This is a genomic window from Hoeflea sp. Naph1 (genome assembly GCF_046837775.1).
Classification (GTDB): Bacteria; Pseudomonadota; Alphaproteobacteria; order Rhizobiales; family Rhizobiaceae; genus Hoeflea.
This window is the reverse complement of the sequence record NZ_CP177286.1, coordinates 1,010,242-1,022,075: the sequence shown is the minus strand read 5'-3', so window position 1 is coordinate 1,022,075 and position 11,834 is coordinate 1,010,242. Positions and strand designations below refer to the sequence as shown.

At 57.6% G+C, this 11,834-nt stretch carries 12 protein-coding genes, 1 tRNA gene, 1 pseudogene and 2 riboswitches; of the genes and pseudogenes, 7 read left to right on the top strand and 7 right to left on the bottom strand.

The features are described from left to right. Positions 1–255 precede the first annotated feature (255 nt). Positions 256–342: transfer RNA gene (locus ACK6D9_RS04850), tRNA-Leu, on the top strand. 227 nt (positions 343–569) lie between these two features. On the opposite strand, the gene ACK6D9_RS04845 is transcribed toward ACK6D9_RS04850, so the two are convergent. The 4 genes from ACK6D9_RS04845 to ACK6D9_RS04830 are packed head-to-tail and all read right to left on the bottom strand — an operon-like array spanning position 570 to position 4,794. After that, the gene (locus tag ACK6D9_RS04845) at positions 570–1,844 is read right to left on the bottom strand and encodes a TRAP transporter large permease (RefSeq protein ID WP_412050845.1); all 1,275 of its coding nucleotides are present in this window, start codon (positions 1,842–1,844) and stop codon (positions 570–572) included. A 10-nt stretch (positions 1,845–1,854) separates the two neighbouring features. Beyond that, on the bottom strand, positions 1,855–2,364 hold the full coding sequence (locus ACK6D9_RS04840) for a TRAP transporter small permease (protein ID WP_322990631.1): 510 nt from the start codon (positions 2,362–2,364) through the stop codon (positions 1,855–1,857). A 22-nt stretch (positions 2,365–2,386) separates the two neighbouring features. Further along, positions 2,387–3,376, bottom strand: coding sequence for a TRAP transporter substrate-binding protein (locus tag ACK6D9_RS04835; protein ID WP_412050844.1), 990 nt, complete (start codon positions 3,374–3,376; stop codon positions 2,387–2,389). Between the two features lie 26 nt (positions 3,377–3,402). Then, complete coding sequence (locus ACK6D9_RS04830; protein WP_412050843.1) at positions 3,403–4,794, bottom strand: amidase; 1,392 nt, start codon at positions 4,792–4,794, stop codon at positions 3,403–3,405. 268 nt (positions 4,795–5,062) lie between these two features. Between ACK6D9_RS04830 and ACK6D9_RS04825 the strand changes: the two genes are divergently transcribed. Further along, positions 5,063–5,548 carry a RidA family protein gene (locus ACK6D9_RS04825; RefSeq protein WP_412050842.1) on the top strand — a complete coding sequence of 162 codons (486 nt, stop codon included), beginning with the start codon at positions 5,063–5,065 and terminating at the stop codon, positions 5,546–5,548. Here ACK6D9_RS04825 and ACK6D9_RS04820 read toward each other — a convergent pair. Both ACK6D9_RS04820 and ACK6D9_RS04815 read right to left on the bottom strand, forming a co-directional pair. Then, positions 5,539–6,483, bottom strand: a complete 945-nt coding sequence (locus tag ACK6D9_RS04820) for a LysR family transcriptional regulator (RefSeq protein ID WP_412050841.1) — start codon at positions 6,481–6,483, stop codon at positions 5,539–5,541. The genes ACK6D9_RS04825 and ACK6D9_RS04820 overlap by 10 nt on opposite strands. Next, a complete protein-coding gene (locus ACK6D9_RS04815) occupies positions 6,483–6,788 on the bottom strand; it encodes a hypothetical protein (RefSeq protein WP_412050840.1) in 306 nt (101 codons plus the stop codon). Before ACK6D9_RS04815 ends, ACK6D9_RS04820 begins: the two co-directional genes overlap by 1 nt. Before the next feature lie 181 nt (positions 6,789–6,969). Here ACK6D9_RS04815 and ACK6D9_RS04810 point away from each other — a divergent pair, with 181 nt between their 5' ends. The 4 genes from ACK6D9_RS04810 to ACK6D9_RS04795 all read left to right on the top strand — a co-directional run bounded on the left by ACK6D9_RS04810 (position 6,970) and on the right by ACK6D9_RS04795 (position 8,728). Beyond that, a complete protein-coding gene (locus tag ACK6D9_RS04810) occupies positions 6,970–7,386 on the top strand; it encodes a MucR family transcriptional regulator (RefSeq protein ID WP_412050839.1) in 417 nt (138 codons plus the stop codon). A gap of 230 nt (positions 7,387–7,616) precedes the next feature. Further along, a riboswitch (cobalamin riboswitch) is annotated at positions 7,617–7,829 on the top strand. A gap of 281 nt (positions 7,830–8,110) precedes the next feature. Further along, positions 8,111–8,254 carry a ribonucleoside-triphosphate reductase gene (locus tag ACK6D9_RS04805; protein WP_412050838.1) on the top strand — a complete coding sequence of 48 codons (144 nt, stop codon included), beginning with the start codon at positions 8,111–8,113 and terminating at the stop codon, positions 8,252–8,254. Continuing rightward, positions 8,245–8,538: a hypothetical protein gene (locus ACK6D9_RS04800; protein WP_412050837.1), complete on the top strand. Its 294-nt coding sequence runs from the start codon at positions 8,245–8,247 to the stop codon at positions 8,536–8,538. The genes ACK6D9_RS04805 and ACK6D9_RS04800 overlap by 10 nt, the downstream gene beginning before the upstream one ends. Positions 8,539–8,632: 94 nt before the next feature. Then, positions 8,633–8,728 (top strand): hypothetical protein, encoded by a 96-nt coding sequence (locus ACK6D9_RS04795; RefSeq protein WP_412051737.1) that lies wholly within the window; start codon positions 8,633–8,635, stop codon positions 8,726–8,728. A 53-nt stretch (positions 8,729–8,781) separates the two neighbouring features. On the opposite strand, the gene metE is transcribed toward ACK6D9_RS04795, so the two are convergent. Then, complete coding sequence (metE, locus tag ACK6D9_RS04790; RefSeq protein ID WP_412050836.1) at positions 8,782–11,115, bottom strand: 5-methyltetrahydropteroyltriglutamate--homocysteine S-methyltransferase; 2,334 nt, start codon at positions 11,113–11,115, stop codon at positions 8,782–8,784. 103 nt (positions 11,116–11,218) lie between these two features. After that, a riboswitch (cobalamin riboswitch) is annotated at positions 11,219–11,442 on the bottom strand. Between the two features lie 267 nt (positions 11,443–11,709). Here metE and ACK6D9_RS04785 point away from each other — a divergent pair. Then, a pseudogene (locus ACK6D9_RS04785) lies at positions 11,710–11,826 on the top strand (integrase core domain-containing protein); the annotation flags it as partial. Between the last annotated feature and the right edge of the window lie 8 nt (positions 11,827–11,834).

Sequence of the window (11,834 nt, the reverse complement as noted above, 5' to 3'; positions counted from 1 at the left end):
TCCATAACGCGCACCGCCCGGTGCAGGGAAGTAGCAAGTGCGACACGCCAGGGCGCGAACAGACTGCAGCTTTGCAAGTCGATTTAGCCAGGCAGCAGCGTCCGCCTCAGCACGGGCGCTATGGCCGCTCCGACGCGAAAATCAGCGGTGGGCGCGCGCTTGGTGAAGAATTTTCACTGCTCTGCGGATTAATTGTCACTTCAGGCACATACGGTCATTGACAGGGCTTCGCACACCCCCTAAATCGGCCTGCAAGCCCAGATGGCGGAATTGGTAGACGCGCTACGTTCAGGTCGTAGTTCTCGCAAGGGAGTGGAGGTTCGAGTCCTCTTCTGGGCACCAATTCATTGTTCCGGAACGTCCCGGAAAATCCAAAGAACCCCGCGAAAGCGGGGTTTTTTGTTGGGTTTTGTGGACTTCGCGTCTTTTACCGTCCATCGACCAGCACCAACACCCGGAGAGTCTGATGGCATTCTGGTGCCATGCCACCACCCCCCGCGAGTCGGATGCCGGTACATGCTGCTGAATGATGCCCGATTCAGAGTCCGGAAACCGGGCGACCGGGATGATCAGTACATCAGGTTTGGCAGCCACATGCTGATTATCGGCACATAGGACAGAATGATCAGGGCTACCACCATCAGCAGGATGGTCGGGATGGCTGCGCGGAAAATCTCGAACAGCGTCATCTTGGCGACCCCCATCGCCACGAACAGGTTCAACCCCACTGGTGGCGTCAGCATTCCGACCGAGAGGTTGACCAGCATGATGATGCCGAAATGGATCGGATCAACACCGACCTGTGCAGCGATCGGCTGCATCAACGGACCCAGGATGATGATCGCCGAGGCACTGTCGAGGAAGCAGCCCGCAATCAGCAGGATCAGGTTGAACAGCGCCACCACAATCACCGGGTTCTCGGTCCCCGACAGGATGTAGGTCGCCAGTTGCGAGGGTGCACCGGTGCTGGCAAGAAGCCAGGAAAACGCCGATGCCCCGGCAGTGATCAGCAAAAGCGGCCCTGAAATCAGCCCGGTGTTGCGCAGCACGATCAGCATGCCCTTGAACGAGATCGTGCGGTAGACCACCACACCGACAAACCAGCCATAAAGGCATGCGGTTGCAGCGGATTCTGTCGGCGTAAAGACGCCGGTGTAAATGCCTCCGAGCAGAATGACCGGCAAGCCCAGGCCCCAGGCGGCACGCTTGAAGGCAATCAGCACGTTCTTGACGGTCGGGAAGGCATCCCGCGGGTAGCCTTTGTGGATCGAATAGGCGGAGGCGTAAACGATCAGGATTCCGCCGATCAGCATGGCAGGCAACAGGCCGGCGGCAAACAGTTTGCCCACCGACGATCCGGTGACCGACCCATAGATGATCAGGGCAATCGAAGGCGGCACGATCGGGCCCAACGTGCCCGCCGTGGTGATCAGCCCGATCGAGAAGTATTTGTCGTACCCCGCCGAAACCATCGCCGGATACATGATCGCACCAATGGCAATCACCGTTGCGGGGCTCGACCCGGAAATCGATCCGAACATCAGGCAAGCGACGACAGCTGCAGCGGCCAAGCCGCCGGGCAGCCAGCCGATCATCGCACGTGCCAGACCGATGAGGCGGTCCGACAGACCGCCGATGCGCATCAACTCGGCGGCAAGAATGAAAAACGGGATCGACATGAGCGAAAAGTTGTTCATGCCGGAGAACATCCGCATCGGCACGACAACGGGGTCGATTCCACCCCAGAAGTAGAACACCAGTCCTACGGAAAGCGCGAGCGCTGCAAAGATCGGCAATCCGAAAAGCAGCAGGCCAAAGAAGGCCGGAACAAGTGCTGATAACATGGTGGCGTCCTCAGCTCGTTTTCACGTCGACCTGCGGCGCGATGTATTCACGCCCGGTCAGAAGAAATTTAATGACCAACAGGTACCGCAGCATCATGAAGCTGCCTGAAAGTGGAATCACCAAGTAGATATAGCCAACGGGTATGCGCATGGCGGGCGACAGCTGCCCCATGCGCGAGGTGTTGATCGACAATTTGGTGCCATAATAAATCAGCGCGCCGGCAAAGATCAGACCGAGGCTGGACGCCACGATCTGAAGTACGCGGGTCATGCGGGGACTGGCAATCGCATAGACTGCCTCGACGCTGATATGGGAGGCATAACGAACCCCCATACCCATGGTCAAAAAACTCATGGTGATCAGCGAATAAAGGATCAGTTCCTCCGACCAGAACAGCGAGTTGTTGAAGACATAGCGCGCGATAACCTGCACGATGGCAACAACCGTTGCGGTCAGAATGAGCAAGGTGACAGAGACATTTTCAATCCAGTCAACAATGCGGTTCAATCCTTCGATCATAGACCAGCCCCCTGCACTAGGATTAACCCTTGGAGGCGGCGAGCGCCTTGTCCATCAGTTCAGGCGTGACCTTCGGACGGAATTCCTCATAGATCGGCTTGGACGCCTCTACGAAAGCAGCGCGACCTTCGGGAGACAGTTCCTGAATTTCGATCTGGTCCTTGATGGCGTCGAGAATGCGCGCTTCGTCTTCAATAGTGTATTCACGCGCAGCGTCACGGCCCACGATCATGGCGTCCTCAACCACTTTCTGCAGGTCTTCCGGCAGGCTCTCCCAGGCCTGCAGGTTCATGACTGCGGCATAGGTGTGATAGGCATGGCCGGTCAGCGTCATGTATTTCTGGACTTCATAAAAGCGCATCGAGTCGATGTTGGCCAAAGGATTTTCCTGCCCTTCGACAACACCCTGCTGCAGACCGTTGTAGACTTCGACATAGGCCATGGCGGTCGGGTTGGCGCCATAGGCACGATAGGTCGACAGGATGGTCGGCGCCTGCAGCGTGCGCATCTTGATGCCCTTGAGGTCGTCCGGGCCGTTGATCGGGCGCACATTGTTGGTCATGTGACGGAAGCCTGCGCCCCACATGGCGATGCCGTGCAAATTGTTGCCACCGAGCGTGCCGAGCAGTTCAGTGCCGACTTCGCCGTCCAGAACGCGTTTCATCGCCTCATTGTCGCTCAATAGGAACGGCAGGTCGAACAGGTACATTTTCTCATTGAAGTTGGCTAGGTTGCCGGTCGGCGGGATCGAGATGTGAACCAGACCCATCTGCGTCTGTTCAATAATCTCCACATCGCCGCCCAGCTGTGCGGCAGGACGAATGTTGATTTCAATGCGACCGTCTGATTTGGCCTCGACTTCTTCCTTGAAACGCACGGCAGCCCGCGCATTCGGAGTGTCTTCGGTCAGCACGTGGGCAAATGTGAAGTTGAATTCAGCGGCGTAAGCTGCGCCGCTGAAGCTGAGTGTCAGCGCTGTCGCCAAAGTCAAACCAAGTTTCTTGATAGACATGGTGTCTCCTGTTGGTGGTGTTTGAGTTAGGTTGCGGATGATAGGAGCGTCGGGCGACCGAGCAGGTCAGGCGCGCGACCAATAGCGGATTCGACGCTGATGGCCATCGCCAAAAGACGTTTTTCCTGCATTGGCGGTGCAATCAGTTGCAAGCCGGATGGAATGCCGTTGCCGTCAAGACCCGAAGGCAGCGTCAAGGCGCACAAACCGAGCAGGTTGACGATAGCCGTGTTGCGCAGGGCCAGCATGTTGGCGGTGCGATAGGCGGCGCCATCCGCCAGTTCGGACAGCAGCGGTGCGCTGATCGGAATGGTGGGCGAGACCAGCACATCGAACTGGTCAAAGAGCGGTAATGCTGCCCGTCCGGAATTTGCCAGTACATCGCGGCGGCGCAGATATTCGGTCGCGGAAATCTGATCCGCATCCTCGACCCGGGCCCGCACCATCGGATCAAGCCGGGCAATACGATCAGGACAATTGGCGTCCATGAAGTTGCGCAGTTCGGGCGCCGCCAGCCCACCGCGGCGGAAGATCTCCAAAACCGCATCAATGCCCGGCAAAGTCACCCTGGAGACAACCGCACCCTTGCGCTCGAGGGTGGTCAGCGCGGCTTCGGTGTTGACGGCGATGGCTGGATCAATCTCGTCCCAGACAACATTCTCGATGACCCCGATGCGCATACCAGCCAGGTCCTGCGGCGCAATGGCGCCCCTTTCCCCGCCGTCGATTGCGACAAAGGCATAGGCCAGATCTTCAACGGTGCCGCACAGCAAACCGGGGGTATCAAGCGAAGGCGACAGCGGCACGATGCCCTTCGACGACCAGCGCCCGTGGGTCGTTTTCAGGGCGCACTGGCCGGTAAAAGCCGCCGGTATGCGAACAGAGCCCGCTGTATCGGTCCCCAGCGCGACCAGGGCGGATCCCTGGGCCAGTGACACTCCCGCGCCCGAACTGGAACCACCCGCTGCACGCGGTGCGTCCTTGGCTGACCATGGATTGACCGGCGCGCCCCAATGGGGATTGGTGCCGATGCCGCCAAAGGCAAATTCAACCGTGTGGGTCTTGCCGGTAACGATGCCGAGCTGTGCAATCACCGACTGCACCACCGGGCCGGCCGTTTGCCAACTTTCCGGAAAAGCAGTGTCAGTGCCTGCAAACACCGGCATGTTGGGCACGCCGTAGAGATCCTTGACCGATACAGGCATGCCCATCAGCGGTCCGAGATCATGCCCAGCACTGAGAAAGACATCGACGGCCTCCGCCTGCCTTGCAGCTTGCGGGCCGGCCCAGTGCTTATAGGCATGAACAACGGTTTCAGATGATTCGAAGCGGTCGATGGCCTGCGCGAGGAGCGCAGAGGCCGAAACCTTTTTAAGCCGCAGACTGTGGGCGATATGGGCAAGAGACTGATGTTTCAAGACGTCACTTTCTCATTCTGTGGTGGGCAAATCTTATGAGCAGCTTCAGAAAACACCAGCGCCGAAATGCAGATGCCTAGCGACCGGGTTTTGGTGCCAATTCCGAGTTCCTCCGGCATCAGCTTGTTTTTGTTTACTTTAATCGAATTCCTGTCGAAACAAACAGATACGGCGTTACCGATTCGGCAAAGCCGTGTTGCACGTTTGATGCTCCCCCCTCGAATTCTTCCGGGTAACTTTGACCCAGTTGAAACGAGGATTGCACCACATGTCGCACCAGACCGAAGGCCGCCTGAAAGAAATGGGCATCATCCTGCCGCGCGTACCAAAGCCGATCGGCAATTATTTGCCCGGCGTTGTCGTTGGCAACATTCTCTACACCTCCGGAACTCTGGGGACGCAACCGGACGAACACGACAATGATGTGCTGCCCTATGTCGGAAAGGTCGGCTCTGACCTGACCATCGAGGAAGGTTACGCATCTGCGCGCCTGATGGCGATCAACCATCTGGCGATGATGAAGAAGGTCCTGGGAGATCTGGACCGCGTCAAGCGGATCATCAAGATGATCGGCTATGTGACCTGTGCCCCCGGCTTCACCCAACCGCATCTGGTGCTCAACGGCGCGTCCGATCTTTTCGTTGAGCTATGGGGCGAAGAAAACGGCAAACACGCCCGCGCTGCCTTGACCCAACACGAACTGGGCATGAACGCCCCGGTGGAAGCTGACATCACCATCGAGCTTCACGCCTGACGATGGCGTAGCTTGGCCAGCAGCTCCGCATCGGATTTCTCGCCCGCCTGGAATTCCGCCAGAATGAAGCGCAGAAACGCGGATGCTGCTGGTGCCAGCTGCTGGTCATGGCGAACCACCGCATAGATATAGCGATGATCAAAGTCGCTGCAGTCAAGGTTTAAAGGCACGATCTGGCCTGCCTTGACCTCTGTCATGGCTGCCTGGAGCGGCAGGTAGATGATTGCATTGATCCGGACCGCATGGGCGATGAGAAAATGGAATTGATCCGCCACCATTTTTGCGTTCGGTGTAGCGCCGAGCTTGGCAAAGGCGCGGTTGACCAGATGATGAATACCGAAGCTGTCGTCTGGCAGCACACAAGCCATCGGCAAAAGGTCGTTTAACTTCAGCGCGCGCCCATCGGCAAAAGGGTGGTCAGGTCGGGCCAATGCGAGCAAAGGCTGGCGCCACTTGCCGACAGTCTCAAGAGAGGGGTGGGAGAAATGATCGTAGATGAAGCCGATCTGACACAGATGTTTTTCCAGCGCGTCCAATACCCTTTCACGGCCACGGATTCGCACACGAAAATCGATTGACGGAAAATTCTGCCTGAAGTTGGCGATGTTGTCAGACAGGAATGGTCTGGTCACCCCTTCGACCGTCGCAATCGACACCTGCCCGCTCTTGAGCCCCTTGAGATCGGAAATCTCACCCCTTGCAACGTCGACCCTGTCGAAAACCACGGCCAGATGCTTGGCCAGCAATTCTCCCGCTTCGGTCAATCGGACGCCGTTTGAATGACGCTCGAGCAATTGCACATCGAATTCATGCTCAAGCTTGGTCAATTGACGGCTGATCGCTGACGGGGCGACATGCAGACGATCCGCCGCTGAGCGGATGGAATGCAGGCGCGCCACCTCCAGAAAATACCTAGCTGCTGACAAATTCAACATCACCGACCCTCGCTAGGTGAGGTCTTATCATACAGGATCGTCAATGAGTTCAGCGTGGCAAAGAATTTCTGTGAAGTCTGTAATCGCCGCCCGAACTCCGCAACCTGCCCTACCAACAGTGCCAAGTTGTTCAGCCATAAATCCACGAAAATGCTGCAGCGATAATTCGGCCGGAACTTCAGCTTTGCGGAGTTCGATGCTCCATGCATCTGGAAAACATTCTTCGCCAGATCATATGATTGATGATCGCCTTCCTGCCTGGCCTCGCTGATTTTCCATGGCAGATGTTGCCTTACTTCAACCATCGCGCGACCTATCGCACGTCTCCATCCATTAAACGGCGCCGGATATGGCTTAGCAATTGTTTATGCTTGAAATTTAGATAGCCGCCCCTTACTTGCTCGTTATGTGGAATGAGTCATGTGGTGCGCCAAATTTGCTCCACCCGGATAGACAACCTGCTCAATTTAAAAATGGAATCTGATTATGACTGAAGTAGCTAAAGGCTACGGCGCTGATCTCCTCATCGAGTTGACGGCCGAAATTGTCGCGGCTTTTGTGAGCAACAATTCTGTTGCTGCAAATGATCTGCCAAATTTGATCAGCCAGGTGCACGCGGCACTCGGCGGCACAACGGTGCCCGTAGAAGAGGTTTTGGAGAAGCAAAAACCTGCCGTCACGGTGCGTCGTTCGATCCAGAATGATCATCTGATCTGTCTGGAAGACGGTCAGAAATTCAAGTCGCTCAAGCGCCACCTGATGAGCCATCATGGGCTGACTCCCGATCAATACCGTGAAAAATGGGATCTGCCTGCCGACTATCCGATGGTTGCGCCGGCCTATGCCGAGGCGCGCTCGCGTCTTGCCAAGGAAATGGGCCTGGGCCAGAAGCGCGGCAAGTAGGCCTGGTTCAAATCCTGGTTTACCGACCACGGTATGGGGATCGGTTCCGAACCGAATAAGCACGTACAAGCCAGCGAGAGCAGACCTTTGAGGTCCCAATCGCCCCCATCGGCCAACGGTATGAAACAGCTTGGAGCGCGGTATGAGCGTATGCCGCTCCCCAACTCAGCGTTTGGAGAGGGTATAGCTCCCTCTTCGATCTACCAGTTGACAATCTCGATCGCGTGCCTGCTATATGTAGTCATCGAGGTTCTTCCGGGTCTGGTTAGATCTGGAAGCTAAGAGGGAAGCCGGTGAGCATTTCGCGATGCCGGCGCTGCCCCCGCAACTGTAAGCAGCGAGCTGCTGTCGAACTCTAGCCACTGGCGCGGATGTCGCCGGGAAGGCCCGACAGAAGTTACGACCTGCAAGCCAGGAGACCTGCCCCGATAGATTTGTACGTCCACGGGCGGGGTGTCCTTGGTGTGCGCTTGCATTCGGCGGGCTCACGCCATTCGAATTCCGGCATGCGCTCGCTGAAGACCCCCGTCCCCAACCATCGGGGAATATGATGCCTGCAACCGCCGAATTCGACATAAAACCAAGTAATTCTCCAACACCGTTATCAAGTAGGACGCCCACCGGCAGTGAAACCGGCTGTCATGTCACCTGCCGCAACGCCTCACCCCGCTCCTTCGATGCGACCGAGATCATGGGGACGTCGACCCAAGCGTCCCGGAGCGAAATGGGCGACCTGATCCGCGTGCCCACCGAGGTCAAAAAGCCGTTTCCCCCGATGTCGAACGCGATGAACCCCAAAGAGGAAAAACGCTTCTTCCAAGCCCACGTCATCGAATTCCACAACGGCGGAACACTGACATGGGACTAAGATGGACCGAAAATCGTCAGGCCATTGTTCAGCGGGATTTACCGGAACCTGAAGAGGTGTTTATTTGCTGGCTGATGGAGCAACCGCCGCAAGGTTCGCTGCTTGCGGCGGCGTCACGGGAAGCTGCCCGTCTTGCGCGCTACAACGGCTCCCATGAAGGTCCGCGGAAGCTGGCGCGCATGTTCGCTGAACTGATCGAGCAGTTGGAAAAGCCGAGACAATACACCGTTGGAAACAGATCCCTTTCGGATAGATCTCCCTCTGGACAAGAGCAGCTACCGTAGTCAGCGGCGGCGTTCTGGAAGTATCTCGGCTTGATGATCCCCCATCTCGCTCGGCCCATCGCCGATCGTACTTGCAAGCGATCTTTTGGCCCGCGTGCTGCTTGCGCCGCAGGAATTGCCGATCGGCATCGTCACCAGTTCTGTCGCGGCGCTGTTCGTTGTGCGGATGCTTTTGCACAACAGGAGATAGCGGGTAGGACGGGTTCGATTCCGCCGACCTGACAGGCCGGCGGAATCTGTTTGTTACATCGCGGCCCTGAGTTGCCTGGCGGCTTCAACCATATTGACCAAAGCGGGGCGGACTTCTTCCCATTTACGTGTCTTCAAGCCGCAATCCGGATTGATCCATATCTGCGCGTCGACAAGACGTTCGCGCGCCAATTGGAGCAGTTCCGTCATCTCGGCGACCTTAGGTACACGCGGCGAATGGATGTCATAGACGCCGGGACCGATCTCGTTTGGGTATTTGTAGGTCTTGAAGGCATCGAGCAACTCCATCTTCGAGCGCGAGGTCTCGATGGAGATGACATCAGCATCCATCGCCGCAATCGCGTCGATGATATCGTTGAACTCCGAATAGCACATATGGGTATGGATCTGGGTTGCATCGTTGACGCCTGTCGATGCCAGCCGGAAGCACTCCACTGCCCAGTCAAGATAGGTTTTCCATTCCGATTGGCGCAGCGGCAGCCCTTCGCGCAAGGCGGCTTCGTCGATCTGGATCATCGCTGCACCGGCCGCTTCCAGGTCCACCACTTCGTCGCGGATTGCCAGCGCGATCTGGCGGCAGACCTGCGACCGCGCAAGGTCGTCGCGTACGAACGACCAGTTGAGAATGGTCACCGGCCCCGTGAGCATGCCCTTCACCCGCTTGTCGGTCAGCGACTGGGCATATTGCCACCAGGCCACCGTCATCGGGTGTGGACGCGCCACGTCGCCGAAGATGATCGGGGGGCGAACGTAGCGCGAGCCGTAACTTTGCACCCAGGCGTGCTTGGTGAAGGCAAAGCCGGACAGCTGTTCGCCAAAGTACTGCACCATATCGTTGCGCTCGAACTCGCCATGCACCAGCACGTCGAGACCGATTTCCTCCTGCCAGCGGATTGCCGTCTCGGTCTCCTTCTTCAAAAAGGTTTCATAGTCGACATAGCTCAATTCGCCCCTGGCATGTGACGCACGGGCCTTGCGAACTTCCGGCGTCTGCGGAAACGAGCCGATGGTGGTGGTCGGGAACCTTGGCAGCCCAAGTTTTGCGGCCTGCTGTGATTGCCGTTCCGCAAAGGCTACCTGCCGATGCATCATGGATTCATCGATAGCAGACACGCGCCCTTCGACCAGTGGAGAGTGGACCTTGGATGATGAAGCGCGCGAGGCTACCGCCTCGGCGGAAGCGTGCAGTTCCTCCGCGACGGCGCTTCTGCCTTCCGAAAGCGCGCGGCCGAGCACCACCAGTTCGTCCATCTTCTGCGCGGCAAAGGCGAGCCAGGGTTTCAAGTCAGGGTCGAGCGCCGTCTCGAGTTCCAGATCAATGGGTACATGCAGAAACGAGCATGAGGAGGCGATCTCGATGCGGTTGAGCGGCCAGCCCGCTATGCTTGGCTTGATGCGGTCGAGGACCGCCGGTAGATCAGCGCGCCAGACATTTCGCCCGTCGATCAGGCCGAGTGACAACACCTGATCGTGGCGGGCCAGGCGAGCGACAGGCTCAAGTTGGTGCGGTGCCCGCACCAGGTCGATATGCAGGCCCGCGACCGGCAAGCCCAAGGCAAGGTCGAGATTGTCACCAAGCGCACCGAAATAGGTGGCCAGCATGATCTTGAGATCCGGGATGTCCGTCGCAAAGTGCTGATAAGCCAGTTCCACCGCGTTGCGCTCAGTCCGATCGAGGTCAAGCACGAGACAGGGTTCATCGATCTGGACCCAATCGGCACCAGCCTGCTTGAGCTTGCGCAGCAGCGCCCCGTAGACAGGCAGCAGCTTCGGCAGCAGCGCCATGCGGTCGAAGGTTGTTCCGTTGCACTTTGCGAGCTTGAGAAACGTGACTGGGCCGAGGATCACGGGGCGGGTATGAATGTCCAGCGCCTTGGCTTCGAGGAATTCATCCAGCGGTTTGGTCGAGGTCAATGTGAAGGCCTGGTTGGCTGATAACTCGGGCACCATGTAGTGATAATTGGTGTCGAACCACTTGGTCATCTCCAGCGCCGGTACGCCATGGCCGTGGTTTGCATGGGAACACCCCTGATGATCGGCTGTCCCATGACTGCCGCGCGCCATCGCGAAATAGGTATCGAGCGCAACATCGCCACCAGACCAGCCATAGGTCTCGGGGATAGCCCCGACCATCACCGCGATGTCGAGGACGTGATCGTAGAGCGAGAAATCGTTCGACGGGATTTTGGTGACACCCCGGTCCCGCTGTTCGGTCCAACTTGCGGCTCTGAGTTTTTTCGCCGCATCAAGAAGATCAGCAACTGGCAATTTGCCCGACCAGTAGCTTTCGAGCGCGAACTTCAATTCACGTCGGCGGCCGATACGCGGCACGCCGAGTGTGGCGACGGGAATTTTGGAAATGGACATTGGCATACCCCAATTGGTTGGGGGCATGGGTAAAGGGGGCACGTGCAAGGGAAGACGGCCAAGCCGTCTTTTTGCACGCAACCACCGGGACACCCCGCCCGTGGACGTTTCAGTTCATCGAGGCAGGTTTCCTGGCTTACGGGTCGTCGCTCCTGTCCGTCTTCCCAAGGCAGATACCTCAGTGACATGTTGGACAGCGGCTCACCGTTCACAGTTGCGGGGACAGCTCCGGCATCGCCCTGGCGCTTGCCCAGGCTCACCGAATTCCCTCTTAGCTCCAGCATCCCTCCGAGGGACGACCAGAGAACCACGATGACTACAGATTCCCGCAAACCAGTGGTGATGTCAATAGTGATATAAAGAAATGTTTATGTCTTTAAATGGATCCCTATATGCAGAAAGTGACAAGTGAGTGGGCCGGCCCATTTCAAGTCAATGAACATCGGATTGGCCCCGAGGAAACCCTCCGTTTTGGCGCAACTTCGGCCGACAGATTGCCATATGTGAAGTCCGTATTTGGGCTCCGACAAAGGCGGACTAAGCGACCGAAATGGGCGCGTGAGCACGCCGGTGCAAATCCCCCGCGTAGACGCCTTGTTCTTCGAAAACTGGAAAAAACAATACAACACAAAACGCCGCCACAGCGCTCTGGGCTACCGCCCACCCGCGCCAGAAGCCATTATCCCGATGGTACAAAGGCCGTTCATGCACCAACTTTC

Bases quoted from the DNA above. Each gene is read 5' to 3' on its own strand.
- ACK6D9_RS04845 (WP_412050845.1), bottom strand. From the start codon at position 1,844: ATGTTATCAGCACTTGTTCCGGCCTTCTTTGGCCTGCTGCTTTTCGGA.
- ACK6D9_RS04840 (WP_322990631.1), bottom strand. From the start codon at position 2,364: ATGATCGAAGGATTGAACCGCATTGTTGACTGGATTGAAAATGTCTCT.
- ACK6D9_RS04835 (WP_412050844.1), bottom strand. From the start codon at position 3,376: ATGTCTATCAAGAAACTTGGTTTGACTTTGGCGACAGCGCTGACACTC.
- ACK6D9_RS04825 (WP_412050842.1), top strand. From the start codon at position 5,063: ATGTCGCACCAGACCGAAGGCCGCCTGAAAGAAATGGGCATCATCCTG.
- ACK6D9_RS04820 (WP_412050841.1), bottom strand. From the start codon at position 6,483: ATGTTGAATTTGTCAGCAGCTAGGTATTTTCTGGAGGTGGCGCGCCTG.
- ACK6D9_RS04815 (WP_412050840.1), bottom strand. From the start codon at position 6,788: ATGGTTGAAGTAAGGCAACATCTGCCATGGAAAATCAGCGAGGCCAGG.
- ACK6D9_RS04810 (WP_412050839.1), top strand. From the start codon at position 6,970: ATGACTGAAGTAGCTAAAGGCTACGGCGCTGATCTCCTCATCGAGTTG.
- ACK6D9_RS04805 (WP_412050838.1), top strand. From the start codon at position 8,111: ATGGGCGACCTGATCCGCGTGCCCACCGAGGTCAAAAAGCCGTTTCCC.
- ACK6D9_RS04800 (WP_412050837.1), top strand. From the start codon at position 8,245: ATGGGACTAAGATGGACCGAAAATCGTCAGGCCATTGTTCAGCGGGAT.
- metE (WP_412050836.1), bottom strand. From the start codon at position 11,115: ATGTCCATTTCCAAAATTCCCGTCGCCACACTCGGCGTGCCGCGTATC.